Origin of the sequence: Wolbachia endosymbiont (group A) of Limnophora tigrina (genome assembly GCF_964263225.1) — a bacterium.
In the GTDB taxonomy this organism is placed as follows: domain Bacteria; phylum Pseudomonadota; class Alphaproteobacteria; order Rickettsiales; family Anaplasmataceae; genus Wolbachia.
On sequence record NZ_OZ181654.1, the window covers coordinates 1,452,021 to 1,473,000 of the forward strand.

General features: G+C 33.9%; 19 protein-coding genes, 1 tRNA gene and 1 pseudogene. 13 read left to right on the plus strand and 8 right to left on the minus strand.

The genetic code is table 11. The features are described 5' to 3' along the window. Window positions 1-91: 91 nt before the first annotated feature. Window positions 92-1,051: a hypothetical protein gene (locus ACE38P_RS06805; RefSeq protein WP_374699748.1), complete on the plus strand. Its 960-nt coding sequence runs from the start codon at window positions 92-94 to the stop codon at window positions 1,049-1,051. Here the strand turns inward: ACE38P_RS06805 and tnpC are convergent. The 5 genes from tnpC to ACE38P_RS06830 all read right to left on the minus strand — a co-directional run bounded on the left by tnpC (window position 1,034) and on the right by ACE38P_RS06830 (window position 7,805). Then, window positions 1,034-2,416, minus strand: coding sequence for an IS66 family transposase (tnpC, locus tag ACE38P_RS06810; RefSeq protein WP_374699327.1), 1,383 nt, complete (start codon window positions 2,414-2,416; stop codon window positions 1,034-1,036). The genes ACE38P_RS06805 and tnpC overlap by 18 nt on opposite strands. A 131-nt stretch (window positions 2,417-2,547) precedes the next feature. Further along, window positions 2,548-3,330: an exodeoxyribonuclease III gene (locus tag ACE38P_RS06815; protein ID WP_017532452.1), complete on the minus strand. Its 783-nt coding sequence runs from the start codon at window positions 3,328-3,330 to the stop codon at window positions 2,548-2,550. Continuing rightward, entirely contained in the window at window positions 3,330-4,037 is a 708-nt protein-coding gene (locus ACE38P_RS06820) for a uroporphyrinogen-III synthase (protein WP_064085243.1), read from the minus strand. The genes ACE38P_RS06815 and ACE38P_RS06820 overlap by 1 nt, the downstream gene beginning before the upstream one ends. Window positions 4,038-4,270: 233 nt before the next feature. After that, window positions 4,271-5,800 (minus strand): hypothetical protein, encoded by a 1,530-nt coding sequence (locus tag ACE38P_RS06825; protein ID WP_374699749.1) that lies wholly within the window; start codon window positions 5,798-5,800, stop codon window positions 4,271-4,273. A gap of 199 nt (window positions 5,801-5,999) precedes the next feature. Further along, window positions 6,000-7,805, minus strand: coding sequence for a hypothetical protein (locus ACE38P_RS06830; RefSeq protein WP_374699750.1), 1,806 nt, complete (start codon window positions 7,803-7,805; stop codon window positions 6,000-6,002). 129 nt (window positions 7,806-7,934) lie between these two features. On the opposite strand from ACE38P_RS06830, the gene ACE38P_RS06835 reads away from it, so the two are divergent. Next, window positions 7,935-9,260, plus strand: a complete 1,326-nt coding sequence (locus ACE38P_RS06835; RefSeq protein WP_374699751.1) for a phosphomannomutase/phosphoglucomutase — start codon at window positions 7,935-7,937, stop codon at window positions 9,258-9,260. Between the two features lie 130 nt (window positions 9,261-9,390). Here the strand turns inward: ACE38P_RS06835 and ACE38P_RS06840 are convergent, their stop codons facing one another. Genes ACE38P_RS06840 through ACE38P_RS06850 form a run of 3 tightly spaced genes read right to left on the minus strand, consistent with a single transcriptional unit; the run spans window position 9,391 to window position 12,394 of the window. Continuing rightward, window positions 9,391-9,978, minus strand: a complete 588-nt coding sequence (locus ACE38P_RS06840) for a CvpA family protein (protein WP_064085309.1) — start codon at window positions 9,976-9,978, stop codon at window positions 9,391-9,393. A 57-nt stretch (window positions 9,979-10,035) separates the two neighbouring features. Then, window positions 10,036-10,632 (minus strand): riboflavin synthase, encoded by a 597-nt coding sequence (locus tag ACE38P_RS06845; RefSeq protein WP_374699752.1) that lies wholly within the window; start codon window positions 10,630-10,632, stop codon window positions 10,036-10,038. A 40-nt stretch (window positions 10,633-10,672) separates the two neighbouring features. Beyond that, window positions 10,673-12,394: a hypothetical protein gene (locus ACE38P_RS06850; RefSeq protein ID WP_374699753.1), complete on the minus strand. Its 1,722-nt coding sequence runs from the start codon at window positions 12,392-12,394 to the stop codon at window positions 10,673-10,675. A gap of 681 nt (window positions 12,395-13,075) precedes the next feature. Between ACE38P_RS06850 and pheS the strand changes: the two genes are divergently transcribed. From pheS to ACE38P_RS06905, 11 genes and pseudogenes are all read left to right on the plus strand, one after another. Further along, window positions 13,076-14,119 carry a phenylalanine--tRNA ligase subunit alpha gene (gene pheS, locus ACE38P_RS06855; protein ID WP_264686674.1) on the plus strand — a complete coding sequence of 348 codons (1,044 nt, stop codon included), beginning with the start codon at window positions 13,076-13,078 and terminating at the stop codon, window positions 14,117-14,119. Beyond that, window positions 14,120-15,355 (plus strand): NTP transferase domain-containing protein, encoded by a 1,236-nt coding sequence (locus ACE38P_RS06860; RefSeq protein ID WP_374699754.1) that lies wholly within the window; start codon window positions 14,120-14,122, stop codon window positions 15,353-15,355. Window positions 15,356-15,433: 78 nt separating this feature from the next. Then, window positions 15,434-15,994 (plus strand): P44/Msp2 family outer membrane protein, encoded by a 561-nt coding sequence (locus ACE38P_RS06865; protein ID WP_264377670.1) that lies wholly within the window; start codon window positions 15,434-15,436, stop codon window positions 15,992-15,994. 234 nt (window positions 15,995-16,228) lie between these two features. Beyond that, on the plus strand, window positions 16,229-16,699 hold the full coding sequence (locus tag ACE38P_RS06870; RefSeq protein ID WP_007302508.1) for a P44/Msp2 family outer membrane protein: 471 nt from the start codon (window positions 16,229-16,231) through the stop codon (window positions 16,697-16,699). A 234-nt stretch (window positions 16,700-16,933) separates the two neighbouring features. Further along, window positions 16,934-17,397, plus strand: a pseudogene (locus ACE38P_RS06875) (outer membrane beta-barrel protein). 218 nt (window positions 17,398-17,615) lie between these two features. Continuing rightward, window positions 17,616-17,918, plus strand: coding sequence for a 50S ribosomal protein L21 (rplU, locus tag ACE38P_RS06880; RefSeq protein ID WP_374699755.1), 303 nt, complete (start codon window positions 17,616-17,618; stop codon window positions 17,916-17,918). 10 nt (window positions 17,919-17,928) lie between these two features. Then, window positions 17,929-18,198, plus strand: a complete 270-nt coding sequence (gene rpmA, locus ACE38P_RS06885) for a 50S ribosomal protein L27 (RefSeq protein ID WP_374699756.1) — start codon at window positions 17,929-17,931, stop codon at window positions 18,196-18,198. Between the two features lie 8 nt (window positions 18,199-18,206). Further along, a tRNA-Ile gene (locus tag ACE38P_RS06890) sits at window positions 18,207-18,283 on the plus strand. 39 nt (window positions 18,284-18,322) lie between these two features. Then, window positions 18,323-19,489 (plus strand): methionine adenosyltransferase, encoded by a 1,167-nt coding sequence (metK, locus tag ACE38P_RS06895; RefSeq protein WP_353281663.1) that lies wholly within the window; start codon window positions 18,323-18,325, stop codon window positions 19,487-19,489. A gap of 110 nt (window positions 19,490-19,599) precedes the next feature. After that, window positions 19,600-20,301 carry a TenA family protein gene (locus tag ACE38P_RS06900; RefSeq protein WP_265041705.1) on the plus strand — a complete coding sequence of 234 codons (702 nt, stop codon included), beginning with the start codon at window positions 19,600-19,602 and terminating at the stop codon, window positions 20,299-20,301. Between the two features lie 15 nt (window positions 20,302-20,316). Beyond that, window positions 20,317-20,976: a TenA family protein gene (locus ACE38P_RS06905; protein WP_374699757.1), complete on the plus strand. Its 660-nt coding sequence runs from the start codon at window positions 20,317-20,319 to the stop codon at window positions 20,974-20,976. The last annotated feature ends 4 nt before the right edge of the window (window positions 20,977-20,980 follow it).

Sequence of the window (20,980 nt, forward strand, 5' to 3'; positions counted from 1 at the left end):
TTTTTCCCCTTTCGATACAGGTTTTAGGAAATTTGAACTAATGCGAAAAATATGCTATAATTATGGCATAGGTAAATGAAATAGGTCAACCATGACAGTTCCACCAGTAAAAGCAGAGTCTTCAAAATCACCTATAAAGGAAAGTGAGATAATTTTCAAAGAAGAACATAAGGCAATTTATGATGCCTTCATGGAAGCATTACAAGATAAAGCCAAATCACAGGAGAGCCCACGAATAACTAATGTTTTCATATCAGATTATGAGTACATACTACTTAATAATGTCAATCCAGAAGAGATAAGACCACTCAGTGAAGAGAATTTTTGTCAGTTTTTGCTTTCTGTATTTAAAGAAGTTAGAGAGAAAAAATTAGCGAACAAAGAGAATGTCAAGAATGTTGAAATAAAGAAATTAGTAGATGATTGTGTAGCTGATATACGTGGTACAGAAGCTAAGGATTCACTAATAAAACTTGTTGGGTTACCATTGGGAATAAAAATAGACCCGAAAAATATTTCTGATTCTTGTATGAGTGGGCTAAAAGAGAAAATACCATTCTTAGGCGGTGGTAAAAAAGAGGATGATGAACCACCACTTAGTGATGAAGAGATGGTAACAAAGTTCTTACGTAAAGTTTTTCTTCCTATTCTTTTTTCCATTGCTTCAATATTAATTTTTGGTCCTACTACACTTGCGATAATTGCTGCTGTTATTGGTACAATATTTGCTGTAAAGGGAGGAGTTGAGGTTCTTTTTTCAAATAATAGGCCAGGTACTTTATATGACCCTAGCTCACCAGATAAAGATGATACAGAAAAGAGAGAAAAATTGAATGAAAAAATTCGCAATGGCATTGATGATATTTTAAAAACCGAAATCAAAGAGATTACTGAACAAATTTCTCAGGGAGACGGAGAGAATAAACAGCATTTTACTTCTGAGCGAGTTTGCAGTCCACGAAAAGAAACACCTGCTACCCTTAAACAACCTACTTTAGATCAGCCAGCTAAAGTATCCGTTCAGCAGAGTGGTTTAAGAAACGATAGATAGAAGATTGTGAAAAGGGTTTAGCCTCCTCTGTTTCCATGTTAAGTATAACGAAATTATTTGCTCAAGGAATGAGTTTCCTCGTTCTGATTGTGTAAAATATGAATTTTTGCGATAAACGACATAATGCCGTATTTGCCGTTCAGCGTGATTATTTGTCAGCGGAGTATTTTCTGGGTCATCTAAAAATTTCCACATCATTCTTTCAGATTTCAAAATATTCTTTGCAACTCGAGACGCTCCAATTGCTTCAGGTAAGCGAGATATTTCCTTCAAATAATACCTTGTACGTTTTCGCAATTTCTTGGCACGTCTAATAAATCTTGAAACATCTATCTCATTTTTTAGTAAAGCTTTTTTCAGTGCAAATAACTCAGTGGCTACATTTCTCAAGTAACAGCCCAGAACTTTAACTTCAAATTTCCAACTATGCGCTAATCTTTCAAAATCCCTTGCTAAGTGTGCCCAACAGATTTGCCTTCTTTCATTAGCAAAGTAGTTGTATGCTGCATATCTGTCGGTTACTACCAAGCTATTACGATTGCAGCATACACTATTTTTTAAAACTTTCATTCCCCTTGACTCTGTCAACTTCACAAAACTTGCCGTATTGCTTGCAAACATCCAACACCAAGCGAGTTTACCTTTGTTATAATGGCTCGTTTCATCAATATGTAGAACTTTACTCCTACTTATCTCTTGTTCGATCTGCTCATACATTTTTTTGCATTTTGAAGCAACTCTATGTTCACTATTTGATATGCTACCGACGCTTATGTTCAAATTGAAGATATCATTTATGATGCTAGCTACTTCGCGCTTTGAATTTTTATAAAACCCACTGAGTGCTGCAACTACTGACTTAACCCTTGGGCCAAATGTATCTGGCGTAACACCCTCTGGTAACTTGCTACTTCTTCTTTTTCCGCATCTCTGACAACGGCCATGTTCCAACTGATATTCCATTACATAAGCCTTAATCTCCGGAAGATCTACTTTCTGATGAATATAAGGTTTTTCGCATATTGCAATCTTCCCTCCGCATTCGCAAGTAGGTGACAACTCTATCTTTATCACCTCATCTGCTTCCATTTTAGCACGATAATTACCCTTATGCCCAACTTGACCACCAATCTTTCTTTCGCTTTTTGGCTTTTCCTTTTTCATTTTGTATAATTCTTTTGAATTGGGAATTGATGAGTTTTTTGAATTTAAACCTAGCCTTTCCTTTAATTCAGCGTTCTCTATCTTTAAAGCCTCATGCTCTGCTTTTAAACTTTCATTCTCTCTTTCCAATCTTTCTATTTTTGCTTCTAACTTTTCTATTTTTTGCTGTAAATTTTTGCAGAGTTCTAAAAGGTTTACCATATTACCTCATATTTACCCTATGATTATCTTTATTATCTTGCTTTGTCTACCTTATTTTGCCGCTCTGCTGAACGGACACCAGCTAAAAGTACAGGACAGCAAACAGATTTACCAAATATGTAAGAGGTCTTTTATTGTTTTATAACACATACAACAGGAGTATGATCAGATGGGTTTTCTAGTTTACGCAACCTATCATCTATGTAACATGTTTCCAATTTATCTGCAGCTTGTGGCGATAGCAGCATATGATCTATTCGCATTCCTTGATTGTTTCTGAGTGAATTACCTTGATAATGCCACCAAGTGAATTGTTGTAAGTTGAGGTGAGATATTCTAAATGCATCTTTAAAACCAAGATTCAAGATCGCTCTTAATTTCTCACGCTCTTTTATATGAAAGCACACTTGGCCATTTAATAAATTTGAATCAAAAACATCAATTTCATCCAGTGCAACATTATAATCGCCAGCTATAATAGTTAACTCTTCATTTTTCAACAAAGTGCCCATCCTTTCATATAGGTTATCAAAAAACTTGAGTTTATACTCAAAAGTATGAGAGTCTGGGCTTTGACCGTTTGGAACGTATACACTTCCTACCCTTACCTTATTATTGGTGTGTTTTATCACACACTCTATATAACGTGCTTCTTGATGACTCTCTACAATATCAATTTTAAACTTCTCCAGTATTGGATATTTAGATAAAACACAAACACCATTTCTTGCAACCTGTCCATAGACAGCATATTCATATCCTAATTCTTCTATCTCTGCATAAGGAAATTGCTCTTCTGTACATTTTATCTCTTGCAGCAAAACTATATCTATCTGACTATCAACTATAAAACTACAAAGTTGGTTAATTCTTTTACGTATGGAGTTTACATTCCAAGTTGCAATCTTTAGCATCAACAATCCTTATTAATTATATCAATTAAACTCTCCCCTGTAGGCAACCTCGATGTTATAATTTTTTTCCACTTGATTAACTTTAAACTATCAGCAATGTTTTTACTCATGGTATATGCAACTGTATTATTCATCACAGGAGATAGCCCACTTTTTAGAACTAATGAACAAAATACCCTTGCAGTTTGTGAGGAAAAAAAAGCAACGCTATCAATTTTACCGTCCAATAGTAAATTTTTACACCTATTAGTTAGACTCCTTTTAGTAATTGTTTTATAGAGTACAACTTCTCTTACGTTAAAACCTTCTTCAGATAATCTTTTTTTTAGGTCACATGATACTTCTTGTCCCCTTATATATAAGAACTTTATTGCATTTGAATAATGAGATTTTATGAATGATATCAGACCATCAACGTTGCTGTCTGCTGAGATTATATCGGAAAATCCCAAATTTTTTGCAGCCTGCATAGTTGAATTACCAACTGTAATAATCGAAAAGTTATCCTCTTTGCATATTTGACTGAAAGCCTTTACACTGTTTTTACTTGTAGATATCACAACATCAAATTCGTGCGCGGATATATCAGGATTTAAGTACTTTATTGTGAATACTGGCTCTATAAAAACTTTGTATCCATATTTTTTTAGCGTGCTTCTTGTGCTCAACGAATCTAATAAAGGCCTTGTCAATAAAATAGACTTCATTCTGGTTTATTTCGCTAGCAGTAAAATGATATCCCTTATACACAAATTATTGAATAAAAATTTTATTTTTCAAGTTTCTTGCATAACCTAGAAAAAAGGCAAAAGAAACTCCATAATTGGCCCAGTGCTAGAAAACTGATCTTAAATAAGCGAATGTTTTTGATCAAATGAAAAAAAGATGTTACTCACTGAGTAACATCTTTTTTAAGAAGATAGATAGTTTTGTTTACTCTCTATATCTTCATTTTTTGAGCTTGATGCTCTACATCGACTTCAGCAGTTACTGTTGAAGAAGGTCCCACCAATTTGTCCAAAGAACCTGTCTTTCTTAAGTCAGCTTGGGTTTTTAACTTGCCATTTTTCTCAGTGAACATACCATGTTGCGGAGAAGAACTTGGTGAATTGAACCCACTATCAGAATTACGACGGTAACTGGCAAAGCTAGAAGTTGTAGCAGTACTGTCAGTGCTTAAAGAACCCGTTGAATTGCTTCTTGGCGGTTTCTCCGGAGCAACATAAAAACGGCTATTTCCTATCTCTGCAGATAGCATCTCATCCTCAGAAATCCTTTTATATCCTGTGCAAGTAACTTCCTCTGGCTTTTTGCCACCTTTTAGTGATGATGACAACTTGCTCCAAAATGAAGTAGGTGCTTTTACTTCCTTATGCTCATTAGGATTTAATAATTCTGCTTTGCTGCTAACAGTACTTATAGAACTCGTTGAACTACTACCTGATAAGCTATTTTCCAGTGAATTCATAGAACTTGCTTTATGCCTTTTTGCTGACTTATTAAGCCTTTCTAAAGTACTAAAACGAGTATGCTCTTCCTTGCATTCTTTAATAACTTCCTTAATCTCATCATGATGTTCAGAAAAAATTTCATATAGGCTGCTATTATCTTTAGCTAACAAATGTTGCAACTTCTTAGCATCTAATTTATTGATAAAATCTATTTGCTGCTTCAATCGGTTGATCAACTGGTCCTTTTTGGCACTGTGTTGACCATCAACAGAATAAGCTTTCTCTAATATTTTTTCCCCCAGCTTAGAAAATATTTTCCTAGTTAAAGCAGAGCTATTCACACCTTTGTCTTCAAAAACTTCCTTGACAAACATTTCCTTTACACTATTAAAACTTCTCGTTTTTTCTTTTGTTTTCAAAATAACAGTTTGATCTTCATTACCTATTGAATATGCGATGCCATCTAAACTAGACATGCTTGCACCACTATCACTCGTCTTCCTTCCAAGGTTTTGAATGTTATCCCCCATTTTTCTTAATGTAGAGCTAGTTCTCTCTTGTGTTGCCTGTTTTACAGAACTTGCAGTTTCTTTTACCGAATTCTTGGCATATACAGCACCATCTTTGATTTTTCCGCCAATATGCTTCGCTCCTTCAACTGTTTTTTCTGCTGACCATTTGAGCCCTTTATATCCAGATTGAACTGCTTTTACAGCAACTTTCGCAGCGAAAAATAGAGTAAGACCAACTATAGCACTTGGTATAGCAAGTGTTGCACCAACTGCCAAAAATGGTAACACTGCTGCAAATAATCCACTTGCTGTACCTACTACAAGGGCCTTATCTCCTTGCTTCATCTTGGAGAATTCTGTATCTCCTTTTAACAGATCCATAATTCTGTCTTTTAGCTTCTTGGGATCGTGAATGATATCTGAATTTAATGAAGAATCTTGAATCATTTTAAGATCATCTTGCTTAGTTTCAACAAAATTTGAAGAGTTTTTTTCACTAGGTGACATTTTAAACCTCACTATTAATTAAACATACTAATATTGTATATATCTGATTCTTAAGTTAGGGTTAATTCATCTAACAATGTCCACTTACTCTCAAATGATTTTGCTTGATGTGTTTTTTTGAAAGCACAGAAAATTAGTGATTGTTGCGGTATGATGTTTCGTTTGGATTAGCTATAGTTGAAGTAAAAACTCATCCTTTTCAAGAAATAGATTTTTCTGAAGCCTGAGCAGAGACTGCGCTTGGATCTGATAGTTCTGTTCTGACATATTTGCCTTCTTTATTGTATAAATCAATCACTTGCTCTTCAGTTTGAACTTCCACTGTATTAGCCTCTTTTTGATCTGTTGAAGATGATGCATCAACCCCTGCATTTGTACCTTGGTCTTGTGTTTTAGGAACTGTAGTTTCGTGATTACTTGCCTCGATTTCTCTACTTTCATATTCAGCTTCAGTTGAAGTAGCTACTTTCGCATTTACTTCACTGAACTCATCCGCAAGTGATCTTCCGGGTTCAAGTTGTCGAATTTTCCTCTCTAAATCTTCGTTTTTTCTCTGTAATGCATTGAATTCTTTAGACAATTGTTTCATCTCTTTAGCCAATGTATTGTTTTTCCCTTTTTCTTCCGTCAATTCTTCTACCAACTGCTTTTCGTGATTATCCTTTAAACCTTCTGCCAATGTTTTCTTGAGATCATTTTCAAAATTTGTATTCTTTTTTTCTAGTGCACTTAACTTAGCTTCACTTTGCTTAAATTTTTCCTGTAGTTCCTCATTTATTCTATTTGTTAACTGAATCTCGCTTTCTTTATCTTTCAATTGATTAATTAAATCTGTTATTCTAACATTTTTATCTTCTTGACTTTGTTCTAGTACGGTTACTTTTTGTGCTAATTGCTCTATGTCTTTATCCTTTTCAGCTAACTCTTTTTCCTTTCTTTTCAATTCATCTTTAAGTCTTGTGACTTCTTTTTCCAGATCTTGCTTTTCCTCGATTAATTGACTTGCTTCTGCTTCACCTTCTTCTGTTATCTTCGTATTACGGCTTTTTAACTCCGCGTTTTCCTTCTTGAGATATGTGTTTTCTTCCTCTAACTCATTTCCTTCTTGTTTGTTCTCTTCTTCATCACTAAACGTATCACTCTCAAATATTTCATCTTCACCATTAAATTCACTACTAATAGACAAAGAACTTCTGCGTGAAGAAGGTGTATTAAGAGAAGAATATCCACTGCTACTTGGTGTAGCTGACTGTGGTGAATCTTTTGTAAATGTTTCCTCTGCTGGTGTTTGCTGCTCGTTCACACTTTTGCCCATGTCAGTAAAAGCTTGATGCAGAGTTTTTCCGTTGATAAAAACTTCTTTATTCTGCTCAACTAATTTTAATACCTCTTCTGGGTCAGTTATTTCTCCAAATTTTGGTTCATCAATCACTCTTTTTATGCCCTTAGAACTTACTTCTACAGTCATGCTACAATCTATGCTATTGCCTTTAGAATCCTTAGCTTGCCAGTTAATGGTCATCTCACATGAGCTTGAACCAGTAAAATCATAGTGCCTTTCGCTGCCTTTTTTGGTTGCAGTTATTTGACTATCTTTCCCTAAAGATAGGTTATAAACCTTGCCTTCGTCACTGGCTCTTAAAAGGGTGCTAATCTCTATTGGTTTTTCTTTATTTTCAAATCTAATTTTAAATTCATTATCTTGTGTTGTATATACTAAGAAATTTTCACTTGGTAGAGATTCTGCGAATTTTTTATGTGTTGCATTTATTGATTGCTCAAACTTTTGAAACTCCTCTTTCCACTTTGAACTTACCTGTTCTTTAATGTTCTCATCTTTGTGTAAAGGACCAATAAAGTACCAGATTAAATTTTCTTCTTCTAGTTTTCTGATAAAATCCTGAAAATTTTTGCAAGATTTAATGAAACTTAAAATATCATTTTTCTTTTGCTCATCTACATCTAAACCTTGATTTTCAGCTATAAATAAGTTTTCTTTTAGCATAATTTCTATTTTTAGAGAACTATATTATAATATTAGCATATTTTCTTAAAAAATCAACTAATCTTATAGTTAAATAAACTTGAGTATTTGGCGGGAATGTTATATATTAACCACTCCAAGAAGTGCAGTATGGACAATACTATTATAAGAAAATACGATATTAGAGGTGTGGTAGGCAGAGACCTGCAAATCAGTGATGGGTATGAAATAGGTAGAAAATTCGGTCAAACTGCAGCTAACGTTTGTGTAGGCTATGACAGCAGGATAGATTCACCAAGCATAGAAAAAGAATTAATCAGAGGCTTGATTTTATCCGGTGCGAATGTTATACGCGTTGGGCTCTGTTCTTCACCTATGCTCTACGCTGCAACAATGCAGGCAGATCTTGGGATTATGATCACTGCTTCTCATAATCCCAGAGAATATAACGGCTTTAAATTTTTCAGTAGTAAAAAAGTTTACTCAGATCAAGAAATGAAGGAAATTATAGGCAATACAATTAAAAACAGCACGAAAATTGGAAGCTTAATTAACACGAATATATATAGTGAGTACGTTAACATATTAAAAGATGTGCTCAAGAATAACGCTACACAAAAACTAAAAATAGCCTGGGATTTTGGCAATAGCCCAACAATTGTAAGGTATATTGAAAAGATTTTACCAGATCATATACACATCGTAACCAATAGCTTTATAGATGGAACGTTTCCACTGCATGACCCAGATCCCATAGAAGAGAAAAATCTTGCTCAGTTAATAGATATTGTCAAGAAAGATAAATGTGATCTTGGTATTGCACTTGATGGTGATGGTGATAGGGTACGCTTGATTGATAATAAAGGTAATGTTGTTTCCAATGATCACTTGTTTATGATTTTTTCACGTGAAGTATTGGCGGAACACCCAAAAAGCAAGGTTATTGCCAACGTAAAAATGAGTATGAAAGTGCATGATTTCGTTAGCAAATTAGGAGGGCAAATAATTACCTGTGCCACTGGACACTCACTAGTTAAGAAAAAGATGGTAGAAGAAGGAGCAAAGTTTGCCGGTGAACTGAGTGGACATTTTTTCTTTTCTGAGCTAGGTTTTGATGATGGACTATATTCTGCTATTAAAGCCATTGACATTTTACTTAAGAAAAACCAAAGCCTATCTGAGATGATTAAAGATTTACCAAAGTTATATATCACTCATGAAGTGAAAATTGTAGTGAAGGATGAGAAAAAATTTCAAATAATTGAATCAATAAAGGAGACACTAAAGCAGCAAAACATTGTATTTTCAGAGCTTGATGGAATTAAGGTAACTGATGATAAAGGTTGGTGGCTTCTTAGAGTATCAAATACGCAAAACTGCATAACAGCAAGATGTGAAGGAAATACCTTAGAAGATTTTGAATTCACTAAAAAAGTTTTGTTGTATTACATTGATGAACTAAAATTATACATTTAAATTTTTTTGATGATTTACTTATTCGTCAATGTTTGCAGTTTTGTTTGATTAGTAATAGGAATTGGTAACCTATGGCGCACTGCTGTGGATAACAGCTGTCTAAGCTAATTTAGCTATAGAAAATGAACACTCACTTTTCTTTATTGTTTTGAGATTTTTCTTGATCAACCATTTCCTCACCAATCTCTTTTATTTTTAGTATCAATGACTCTGGTACATACATGTTAATTACTTCTTCTGTTGTCACAAATAAAGCCTGATAAGAGTGTGAATTTATTATCCAATTGGGCAATATGTCTTCTGCGTCTATTTTAGACTCTCCCTCTTTTTTATCATATACTGTGTGGCAATATAAGTGCACAGCAAAAAATAGTACATAAGAAAGCAATATTCCTCTGAGTGCTCCGACAAAGATTCCAGTAACTCTATCCATTAATCCCAACCTTATAGGTGATAATATGTACATTAGCCAGTTATTCATTGTCATGAATGTAAGATTAAGTATGATAAATACAGAGATTGTAGAAAGTATGTTTTGTGTAACTTTAGAGTCAAAATACTTACTATAATTTATAATAAAAAAATCATAGTAACTAGCTGTCAAAAAGACTGATAAGAGCAAGAACATTAATGCACATAGCTCTTTTATAAAACCTCTAGTTATCGATATTATTACACACAAGACAATAATAAAGATAATTAGGCTATCGAAAAACATATTTTGTATCTATATGATTTTCAAGATATAATAGTTGTAAATAACAAAGTTGTAAAATTAATTGTGTTGATATTTTATCAGCTGGTCTAAGTACCGAGCAATCATATCAACTTCTAAATTTAGGTAATTACCTGTTTTGTTATATTGAAAAGTTGTATTTTTCCATGTGTAGGGAATAATGTTCACAGTGAATTCTTGATCGACAACTGAATTTACTGTAAGGGAAACTCCATCTAGCGTTACAGAACCTTTTTTTGCAACAAATTTAATTAATTCTTGTGGGCATGATAGTCTGATTTCATGAGATTCTAAATTTTGATTGATTGTTAAAATTTCTGTTGTGTCATCCACATGACCCTGAACCAAGTGGCCGTCAATTCTGTTACTCAGTTTCATTGCTTGTTCTAGGTTTATTTTTTTCCCTGTTTTCCACGTATTTAAGTTAGAAACCTTCATGGTTTCTTGAGATACTTGAACTGTGAATACATTGCTCATTATGTTGACAACAGTTAAACACACTCCGGAGCAGGATATTGAATCTCCTTTGTTTATAGAGGATAAATTTTGTGTCTCAATATGGAAGATTTGATCAGAGTTAGGGTGGATAGTGATATCAGTTATAGTGCCAATATCTTTGATAATTCCTTTAAACATGCAATAAAATAAATAATTATATCACAAAAGATCTTATTTGTTAGGTGCGCAAAGGAAGATCTTTTTTACTTATCTGCTCAATAGATTCTACAGAATATTCAGAATATAGAAAGTAAGCCAGGTTCAAAACGCACAGTGTAATTAATATTGGTAACCCTATGTTTAATGTTAGACCGATACTTTCCCTTTTTTCTGTTGGCACCAATTCCTTTAAAATTGACACTTTTCCCAGCGGCAAGTGCCATAGGCAGAGTGCTGATATAGAAGCTGCTACTAAAAATAGACAAAAATAAGTCTCTTTCGAAGAAAACATAGCTTTTAATGGTGATTTGAGCCTAATATTAGTAGGCAATCGAGTTTTAGCTTCATTTGTTTTTGGTAAATGGTCTACAGCTTTGCTTGGTAAAATTTCATGAGAAACATTTTTAGGCTGTGGAGAAGGTTGGCCTGAAACTAATTTAATCAACTGCTCTTTTTTTCTATATACTTGCTTGTGTAAATACTCTTTTGGAAAAGAAGATTTGCCGGCTGTTTGTGGTATCTTCAGCATTTCTAATGCTTCTGATATCTCATCTGGTTCTAATACTTCATGTAGTTGTTTATCTTGGAAATAAATAATATTAAACATTGAGTTGAAAATATTGTGAAATATTTCTGGATCTTGATTTTTATATTCACTTACTACTTCTACGAATATTTCATCGAGTTTTTTTCCCTTGTGCTTAGCTACATTATCTATCATAGCTACTCTAGCATCAATTTGAGCTTGTTTTATGATTGATTGTTTTTCTTCTTGCAATAATTCTTTAGCCTGCTTTTGTGACTTCTTTTTTCTGTTAGCTTTAAAATAATCTGTGTGTGACCTAATTTGACCTATATCCCGCTCTGTTTCTTGAGGGACTAAATTTCCTATACTACCCTCTGTTATCCGAGTGTCTAACACTGGTTCTTTTTCTTTTTGGTCAAGTGCTGGAATAACACCAGGTGGCATATTGTTACTCTGTATAGAAAATTTGGGCAGTTGTGGGAAAAAGAATTGTGCCGTATTAAAAAAATTGAATGGCTGAAAAAGAGACCTAAACCAGGAAATATTTTCATGCATTGCAGCAACAATTACTGGTGCGCGTGTAATTTGCTTTCTGTTACTTACTATATTGTAGCCAAACGAACCTTGCACAATTTGGTTGCCTTGCGTGTTCCCTTTTTCAACCACATTTTCGTTTTTATTTTCAGTTTCTTCTGCTTGTAACGTATCTTGACTTTGCTCCTCGCTTTTAGCTTTTTCTACATGTTTTAGCTTCTCATTTAAGAGTGCCTCGATTTGTTGCAAGCTATCTAGATTGATGTTTTTGTCTGTTTTTAGCGTTATCGTTATGCCCTGCAGAAGGATTTGAATTGAAGCATTACTTATGAATTCTTCTACAGTTTTATTCGCTTTATGGTGGTTGTTGTATAGTTCTTCACTTTCTTTTGGTACTTTTATATTGGCTGTGAAGTTTTTCTCCTGAGAAAGGCAGATTTTAAAAAAGTCAATTAAATGTTTTATTTGAGGTAATATTGTATTAGGGTTTACCTCTGTTAGCAGCTTGAGCTTAAATGAAAACTCTTGTGTATCACTTACAACACTTCTTGAGCGAATGGTGCTAATCTCCAGTACTTCATTAGAAAATGCCTTACTTATTTTTTTAGATCTATCCTTAAAAAACTTAGGTAAACCCTCAATTTCGTATTTTTTCTTAGTTTCTATGTTACTACTATGCATGAGTAAATTTTTTAATGTAGAGTGAAATAAAAAACATAATTAGTCAATAAATTAATAATTATAGCACCCTTGCATAACAGCGGCGCGTTGGATTCAATAAGAGCAGAAGAAGTTACTTTACAAACCTCATCAGTTTCCTTATCATGACAATAAGAGTATTTATCCTTGTTTTTGATCTGCGCAGATTCAATGACAAAATTCAGTAAAAAAACTCAGATATTTATTGGCAAATTACATAAAATTATAGCGACTGCATGTCTTTTTTATTTTTTCTACATTCAGCCAAAATCCGCTTAAAATAAGCGTTAGAACATTATTACAATGCCAATTTACATTATAAAACTCACTACTGGGAGATTCTTTTGCCTTTTTTTTGCTTGGTGAATTTCTTAATATTTTGGATTGGTTAGGAGTCCTATAGAGATGTCATTCCAGCACTTGATGCTGGAATTCAGGAATTTTTTGAGCACGAAAGTTATGCTAAGTTTTTATTGTTAAGTAAAGGCTGGATTCCAGTGTCGGAGCACTGGAATGACAGAAGAAGGAAACACTCGGATAGGGGCAATTTTAATGATACCATCATAGAGATCAGCTACTCTGATGACAACTTTTTATGCGAATAGTTTTATTGATGATATTAAAGACTTCACTATAATGAAAGTTTAAGCTAGCGTTTTTAAGGTGAATAAAGAGCTAATAAGTGAAATACCTTTACTTGAAGATAAGGCAGTTTCTGAGATTGAAAATGCTGCTTCTTTGCAAGATTTAGAAAAAGTTAGGTTGTCATACTTGGGGAGAAAGGGTCTAATAAAGGCTTATTTCGATGACTTAAAGAATATAGATGATGCAGGAGAAAAACGCGACCTAGGTGCAGTGATTAATGTTTTACGCAATAAGATAGACCAGCTTATAACAAGCAAAGAAAATGAACTAAAAGATAAAGAAGTTAAGTTAAAACTGCAAAATGAAGCAGTTGATATCACACTGCCTGTCAGACCAGAAAGAATTGGCAAGATTCATCCACTGAGCAAAGTTATAAGTGAAGTAAAGCTCATTTTTGCACATATGGGCTTCAAAGCAGTTGATGGTCCTGATATTGAAGATGAATTTCACGTGTTTGATGCGCTAAATACTCCAAGTCATCATCCTGCGCGAGAGGAGCAAGATACCTTCTACTTAAAGAATAAAATAAACGATAAAAGAATGGTGCTGCGCACTCATACCTCATCTGTGCAGATTAGAACTATGGAAAAGATAAAAGCTTTTCCAATTAAAATAGTGGCTGCAGGCAGGGTATACAGAAATGACTTTGATGCAACTCACACTCCTATGTTTCATCAGATAGAAGGGCTTTATGTTAATGAAAATGTCAATATGGGCCAATTAAAATTTACTATTCATCGCTTCCTTAGTAAATTTTTCGGAGATAAAGGTCTAAAAATACGCTTTCGTAATAGTTTTTTTCCTTTTACTGAGCCTTCTGCAGAAGTGGACATAAGTTATAAAGGTAGTAAATGGATTGAAGTACTTGGATGTGGTATGGTGCATCCAAATGTCTTTAAAAATGTTGGAATAGACCATACTAAATACAGTGGCTTTGCATTTGGGATTGGTATAGAAAGGCTAGCAATGCTGAAATATCAAATTAGTGATCTAAGGAGCTTTTACGACAATAGAGTTAGTTGGCTCAACCATTATGGTTTTCATTTTTCGTCTTTAAGATAAGTGACAAATAAATCTTATACATTTGTTGTACTTGCTGCTGGGCATGGTAAACGAATGAATTCAAGCTTGCCTAAGGTTCTGCACAAAATAGGTAATTTCTCCATGCTTGAGCATGTCATTTACAATGCAAAGCAGCTGAATCCTGAAAAAATAGTTATTGTAGTCGATTTGCCTTTAACTCAAAGGCTGAAATGCTTTGAGGGTATAAAACTAATTACACAAGAGTCAACGCTCGGTACAGGGGATGCAGTCAAAATTGCAATGAGAAACCTGAAAGAATTGTCAGATATAGTTGTTGTGCAGTATGGGGATACTCCACTAATAAAAAGCAGCACAATAACTAAAATGATAAGCTGCTTAGGAGAGAGCAATGCTTTAGTTTGTCTTGGGTTTAAAACTAATAATGAAGGATACGGTAGACTAATTATTGAGAACGGTTCCCTAAGAGAAATCGTAGAAGCACAAAATGGTAGAAATAATGATGAGGAATTTCTTGCTAATGCCGGAATAATGGTTGCACGTGAAAAGAATCTACGTGAATTGGTGGAGAAAATAGAGTGTAATAACCAAGCTCATGAATATTACTTGACCGATATCGTTGCCATTGCAGTAAAGAGTAATTTAAATGTCGGCTATGTTATTGCTGATGAGGAGGAGGCAACTGGCATAAATAATAGGAATGACCTTGCAACGGCCGAGTTTTACTTTCAAGAAGAAAAAAGAAAGTTTTTCACTAACTCTGGAGTAACGCTTGTTGCTCCAGAAACTGTTTTCTTCTCTCTTGATACGCAAATTGGTATGGATTCGATTGTTTACCCATACGTTTTTTTTGGTCCTGGAGTAAAAATAGGATCTGGTGTTAGGGTTGGTCCATTTGCCAAATGTGAAGATACAACAATAGGTGATGGTGCAATCATAGGTAATTTTGTTGAAACAAAAGCAAGTGATATAGGTATAAATACTAAGATAAAGCATTTAAGTTATATAGGAAATACTCAGGTAGGGCAGGGGAGTAACATAGGTGCAGGTACCGTTATTTGTAATTATGATGGAAAAAAAAAACATAAAACAAATATTGGAAGCAATTGTTTTATTGGTGCCAATAGTTCATTAATTGCACCGCTTAATGTTCATGATGACTCTCTAGTTGCAGCAGGTAGCGTTATAGTAGAGGATGTGCCAGAGAAAAGTCTTGCAATTGCAAGAGAAAGGCAAATAACTAAGAAAATAAAATAACTCTAATTTTTATTACGCGAATTATGTTATTTTTAACATATGCATTAGTATACATGTATATCAATATACATGTTAAAAATGAAAAAGTTGCTTATTTTGGTGGTCTGTTGTTTCCTGTCAGTACCGTCTTTTGGAGTTGATTGGATTAAAGATAGAATTTATACTTCTTTGTCATATAGCCGACTTGGTGTTAATTATGACGTTGGTTTTCACTATACAGATAGCGTTAAAATTTCAGTTGGCTATGTAATCAAACCTATTATTAATTCTCTAATCAAACCTACTCTTGATGAAGAATTTGGAGCAGTGGTGGGGCTTATGGCAAAGCTTCATTATCATCATAAATTTGAAAATACGGGTATTACTCCTTATATTACTGCTGGTGTTGGTGCTGTTATAGTGCGTACAATGAAGGCTAAACCTAATGTAGGTAGAGCTGATAGTATAGGTGAAAACATAAGTGCTCTACTTGGAGAGGCTTTCAAAGCTGTAGTCAATGATGAATTTTTTTCTTATCAAATAGGTTCTGGTATTAATCTTCCACTTTCTGAAAGAACAAGTGTTTTTGCTGGCTACAAATTGCAAAGGTTTCATAAAATTTTCCATGGAATTGAGCTAGGAGTGAGTTTTAATTTATAAACTCTGATTGAATATTTTTAGTAAAGGCTAGTGGGAAATTATATTGAAGTGAAAGTAAGTGATGTAGACTCAAATGATGATTGCAGCAGATAGTGAAAGATATGCCAATTTGCAATTGCAAGAGAAAGACAAATAACAAAAAAATAAAATAATTCCAATTTTTTACTTGCAATTTATACTATTTTTAATATTTATATGCTTGTATATGCATATATTAATCTTTGGAGGATAAAAATGAAAAAGTTACTTACTTTCTTGGCTTGCTGTTCTTTGTCAGCACCGTCTTTTGGAGTTGATTGGGTTAAAGATAGAACCTACACCTCTTCGTCGTATGGTATGCTTGGTATTAATTATGATCTTGGCTATCATTGTACAGATAGCATTAAAATTTCATTTGGTCCTGCAGTTAAACTTGTTATGAGTGAAGGGATTTTAGACGCGGGACTTATGACAAAGCTTCATTATCATTATAAATTTGAAAATACAGATATTACTCCTTATGTTACTTTTGGTGTAGGAGGAGTTGCTAAAATTCCTCTTTCAGAAAATCAAGGGCCAGACGTAGAAGAATTTTTTTCTTATCAAATAGGTTCTGGTATTAATCTTCCACTTTCTGAGAGAACAAGTGTTTTTGCTGGCTACAAGCTGCAGAAGTTTCATGAACTTTCGCATGGGGTTGAATTTGGAATGAGTTTTAATTTGTAAGCTCCGATTGAATGTTTTTAGTGAAGTCTGGTTTGAATTTTTGTTGAAAAAAAGCAAGTGATATAGGCTAAAATGATGATTGCGGTAGGTAACAAAATGTGACAAAGAGAAGTTTGGCAATTGCAAGAGAAAGGCAAGTAGCTAAGAAAGTGATTCCGATTTTATTATGTAAGTTATGTAATTTTTAACTTTTCTGTGAGTATATATGCGTATATTCATGGTTAGAGGGTAAAAATGAAAAAATTACTTACTTTAGTAGTCTGCTGTTCTCTGTCAGCACCGTCTTTTGGAGTTGATTGGATTAGAGATAGAATCTATACTTCGTCGTCATATGGCAATCTTGGTGTTAATTATGATCTTGGCTATCATTATACAGATAGTGTTAAAATTTCGGTTGGTTCTGTAGTTAAACCTACTCTCAATAGTCAGTATAACCTTACTGGACTAGAGGTGGGACTTATGGCAAAGCTTCATTATCATCATCAATTTGAAAGTACGGATATTACTCCTTATATTACTTTTGGACAGGAGGCATTATTGCAATGTCTCAAAAACAAGAAGGATTTTTTTCCTACCAGATAGGTGCTGGTATTAATCTTCCACTTTCTGAGAGAACGAATGTTTTCGCTGGCTATAAACTTCACAAGTTCAGTAATTTTTCTCATGGGTTTGAACTTGGAATGAGTTTTAATTTATAAGCTCCGATTGAATGTTTTTAGTGAAAGCTTGAGTTTTTGTTAACGTCGTAAAGTTTTCATGAGACTAAGAGAATTTGAGAGTAGTCAAGTTTTAAAACTTGACTACTCTCCACGAGGAAAAGCAGATAAAGGTAGAAGTATTTCATGTTTTTATTTATATTGACAGTATGTGTAACATCATTTACGATTAGTGTTAATAACAATAATTGATATTTGTCATGTTTGCAGTAATCGAAACTGGTGGAAAGCAGTATTTAGTAAAAAAAGGCAGCATAATTAAAGTAGAAAGATTAAAAGCTGAAGAAAAAGAGGAAGTGGAAATCAATAAAGTGATTTGTGTTTCAAACAATGGCTTATCTTGTTCATCTAATGCTGTTGTTAAAGCTGAAGTACTGGAGCAGTGTAGAGATAAAAAAATTATAATCTTTAAGAAAAAGAGAAGAAAAAATTACCGTAGGAAAAATGGTCATAGGCAGTATATTACTGTTCTTCGTATCAATGAAATTAGTCTTCAAAAGTAAGGGGTAAGATATGGCAACTAAAAAATCAGGTGGTAGTTCCTGTAATGGTAGAGATTCGGCAGGGCGTCGGCTCGGGATAAAGAAGAATGGTGAGGTTATTCCAGGTAACATAATTGTACGTCAAAGAGGTACAAAATTTCATCCTGGAAAGAATGTTGGTATGGGTAAAGATCATACGATTTTTGCTAAAACGAAAGGCTGGGTGAGTTTTAGAAAATCAGCAAATAGAAAGACGTTTATTGATGTTGTGCCTACAGATGATATGCAAGCCTTGGCTTGAATAGATACGGGTCTGTAGCTCAGGTGGTTAGAGCGCACGCCTGATAAGCGTGAGGTCGGAGGTTCAACTCTTCCCAGACCCACCATTTAAATTTGCAATAGTTTTGATATCGTGTAATTAAGCGATGGTTTTACATAAGAATTCAGTAACCAGTGAATCAGTAGCAGCCGGTCATCCAGACAAAGTAGCAGACCAGATTTCAGATGCAATACTTGACGAATACCTTTTTAATGACTCTTCCTCTCGTACTGCAATAGAGACTTTAGTTACTAAAGATAATGTTATTATAGCTGGGGAAGTATTTGGGCCGAACATTGAAAATAGCAAGATTGAAAGTATTGTACGGAATACAATAAAAGATATTGGTTATGAGCATGATGGTTTCCACTGGGAAACAGTGAAAGTAAATATATTACTACATGAACAATCAAATGACATTGCAATAGGTGTGGATCAAGGTGCTGGGGATCAGGGCATAATGTATGGCTATGCAACAATAGAGACAGAAAGCCTCATGCCAGCACCCATTTTTTATGCACACTCGATTCTGAGAAATATCATGAGTATGGTCAAAGAGGTAAAGCTTGGTCCGGATGCAAAATCGCAAATCACTTTGGCGTATGAGAATAACCTTCCAGTGCGTGCTGAAAGTATTGTTGTTTCAATACAGCATCTTGAGGATCTGAGTCAATCGAAAGTGAAGGAAATAATTTATCCTTACATAGCTTCATCTTTACCTGAAGGGTGGATGTGCCCTAAAGAAAATCTCTTAGTCAATCCAACAGGTAGATTTGTTATTGGCGGACCAGTTGGTGATTGTGGATTAACCGGACGAAAAATTATGGTTGATACTTATGGAGGCTATATTCCACATGGTGGAGGAGCGTTTTCTGGAAAAGATGCAACAAAAGTTGATAGATCCGCAGCTTGTATGGCGAGATACCTTGCTAAAAATATTGTCTTTGCAGGTTTAGCTGAACGTTGTCTTGTGCAGCTTTCTTATGCAATTGGTGTCTCAAAACCTACTTCATTTTACATTGATACATTTGGCACGAATACAATAGATGAAGAGAGGATTAAAGGGTTTATTGAAGGTAACATAGATTTATCAACTAAAGGCATAATAAGACATTTATCACTTAATCGTCCTATATATAAACGTACAGCCTGCTATGGGCATTTTGGTAAAGAATCGGAAAGTGATGGTGGATTTTCTTGGGAAGGTGTGGACTTATCTACTGATTTTTGTAAAGAATTTAATATAGAAGAAAAAAAGAGAGAATTTCTTTAAACTATTAAACTGTTTTATTTCTAGCTTGATACTGATATAATAACTTATTATTAAATTGTAAGTAACTTTTTAGTAATTATACCAGTTTTAATATTTATGAGGCTTACAAGATGTCCGACAAACCAAAAGAAGAATTTTACGATATTGCTGTAAGAGAGTCATCTGGCCTTATTGAAAAAATAATAAAACATCCTTTCAATGTTGAATTGATGAACAATACGCTAGATTATGAAAAGTTTAAATTTTATCTTCAGCAGGATTTTTTGTATGTAGTAGACTGCACTCGTGCTTTATTGATTATTGCAGCTAAATTTAATGACGTTGAAATAATGAATAAACTAGTTTGTGTAGCTGTGGGTACTTTTGCCACACGAGATTACTATAGAGAACATTTTGCAGATTGCGATTTGTCTGATAGCCACAAAAAGTCGAAGTCTTGCTCAGCTTTTACTAACTTCTTTGTACGTGTTGCACATCACAATTCTGTTGCTGAAGGTTTAGCAGCTTCTTACCCGTGCTTTTGTATATATCAAATAGTTGTACGTCATATTGCGAAAGGTAAAACTGTTGCTGATAACAAATATCAAAAATGGATAGATTTTTTTAACTCTGATGCAGCAAATACCATGATTGATGATGTAACTAACATTATGAACAGTCTATATAAAAAATCCAATGATAATGAGCAAAGGAATATGTTAGAATTCTTTCGTAGTGGGATGCAGCTTGAAATGGAATTTTGGAATGAGATATATTATAATGCAGGTCGCGACTTAGAATCTAATATAGAGTTACTCGTGTCAGAACCTTGATTTTGAGTGTTTTGCATGTTTAGTAATATAATTAAGAATTGCTATGGATCAAATCTTTTAAGAGATTTAACTAATCATCCTTTTAATGTTGAGTTGATGGAAGGTACTTTAAATATAGAGAACTTTAAATTCTATATCCAGCAAGACACGTTGTTTTTAGACGATTACATTCGTACCATATTGATTATTGCGTCCAGAATAGAAGATTGTAGTAATGTAATTCCACTTGCCAAAGTAGCGCAAGGGTCAATAGCTGTTAATAAGTTCTTGTGTGATCACTACTTTACTATATACGGTGTGAGACGCGGAAAGAAATCTCCTGTATGTTTTAATTTTACCAATTTTCTTTTATCTGTCTCATATAGTGATATCTATGAAACTGTAACAGTTTTATATTCTTGCATGTTTATATACAAAACTGTTACTGATAGTATGAAAAGTGGGTTCAAGGAAAATAACAGGTATAAGGATTGGTTTGATTTTTATAGTGGTAGTTTAATGGAGTATGGGTGCACTACTTTAGAACATATTGTTGATGAGTATTGCCAAAAAGTAGGAGAAAAAGAAAGAAGTAGAATGCTTGAGTTATTTAGGATAAGCGCACAATTTGAGTTAGACTTTTGGAACAGCGCATATAATTTTTCAAGATTTAATCAATTTCCTAAGAAATATTGACAAT

Bases quoted from the DNA above. Each gene is read 5' to 3' on its own strand.
- rplU (WP_374699755.1), top strand. From the start codon at position 17,616: ATGTTTGCAGTAATCGAAACTGGTGGAAAGCAGTATTTAGTAAAAAAA.
- ACE38P_RS06805 (WP_374699748.1), top strand. From the start codon at position 92: ATGACAGTTCCACCAGTAAAAGCAGAGTCTTCAAAATCACCTATAAAG.
- ACE38P_RS06820 (WP_064085243.1), bottom strand. From the start codon at position 4,037: ATGAAGTCTATTTTATTGACAAGGCCTTTATTAGATTCGTTGAGCACA.
- ACE38P_RS06905 (WP_374699757.1), top strand. From the start codon at position 20,317: ATGTTTAGTAATATAATTAAGAATTGCTATGGATCAAATCTTTTAAGA.
- ACE38P_RS06830 (WP_374699750.1), bottom strand. From the start codon at position 7,805: ATGCTAAAAGAAAACTTATTTATAGCTGAAAATCAAGGTTTAGATGTA.
- ACE38P_RS06850 (WP_374699753.1), bottom strand. From the start codon at position 12,394: ATGCATAGTAGTAACATAGAAACTAAGAAAAAATACGAAATTGAGGGT.
- ACE38P_RS06900 (WP_265041705.1), top strand. From the start codon at position 19,600: ATGTCCGACAAACCAAAAGAAGAATTTTACGATATTGCTGTAAGAGAG.
- metK (WP_353281663.1), top strand. From the start codon at position 18,323: ATGGTTTTACATAAGAATTCAGTAACCAGTGAATCAGTAGCAGCCGGT.
- ACE38P_RS06825 (WP_374699749.1), bottom strand. From the start codon at position 5,800: ATGTCACCTAGTGAAAAAAACTCTTCAAATTTTGTTGAAACTAAGCAA.
- ACE38P_RS06835 (WP_374699751.1), top strand. From the start codon at position 7,935: ATGGACAATACTATTATAAGAAAATACGATATTAGAGGTGTGGTAGGC.
- rpmA (WP_374699756.1), top strand. From the start codon at position 17,929: ATGGCAACTAAAAAATCAGGTGGTAGTTCCTGTAATGGTAGAGATTCG.
- ACE38P_RS06865 (WP_264377670.1), top strand. From the start codon at position 15,434: ATGAAAAAGTTGCTTATTTTGGTGGTCTGTTGTTTCCTGTCAGTACCG.
- ACE38P_RS06870 (WP_007302508.1), top strand. From the start codon at position 16,229: ATGAAAAAGTTACTTACTTTCTTGGCTTGCTGTTCTTTGTCAGCACCG.
- ACE38P_RS06845 (WP_374699752.1), bottom strand. From the start codon at position 10,632: ATGTTTAAAGGAATTATCAAAGATATTGGCACTATAACTGATATCACT.
- ACE38P_RS06815 (WP_017532452.1), bottom strand. From the start codon at position 3,330: ATGCTAAAGATTGCAACTTGGAATGTAAACTCCATACGTAAAAGAATT.
- ACE38P_RS06840 (WP_064085309.1), bottom strand. From the start codon at position 9,978: ATGTTTTTCGATAGCCTAATTATCTTTATTATTGTCTTGTGTGTAATA.
- tnpC (WP_374699327.1), bottom strand. From the start codon at position 2,416: ATGGTAAACCTTTTAGAACTCTGCAAAAATTTACAGCAAAAAATAGAA.